This is a genomic window from Dietzia sp. B19 (assembly GCF_014145155.1).
Taxonomy (GTDB): Bacteria; Actinomycetota; Actinomycetes; order Mycobacteriales; family Mycobacteriaceae; genus Dietzia; species Dietzia natronolimnaea.
The window spans coordinates 5,746-5,976 of the sequence record NZ_JAALED010000570.1; the positions used below are offsets into that span (position 1 = coordinate 5,746).

1 pseudogene is annotated in these 231 nt (G+C 68.0%); it reads left to right on the forward strand.

Annotated features, from left to right (window positions below):
- A pseudogene (locus tag G6020_RS16790) lies at positions 1 to 231 on the forward strand (IS1380 family transposase); the annotation flags it as partial.

The following is a 231-nucleotide window of genomic DNA, read 5'->3' on the forward strand; positions in this document are numbered from 1 at the left end:
GTTCTCCATCACCGCCCCGCTACGCCGGGCCATCGCGATCTGCCCAGAGGCTGCGTGGGGGCCGGCATTGAATCCCTCCGGCGACATCCGAGACGGGGCCGAGGTTGCCGAACTGACCGGCTTTCTCAGCCCCAGGATGCTCGCCAAGTGGCCAGACGGAATGCGAGTCATCGTCCGCCGCGAACGGCCCCACCCCGGCGCCCAACTGTCGATGTTCGAGGAGATCGACGG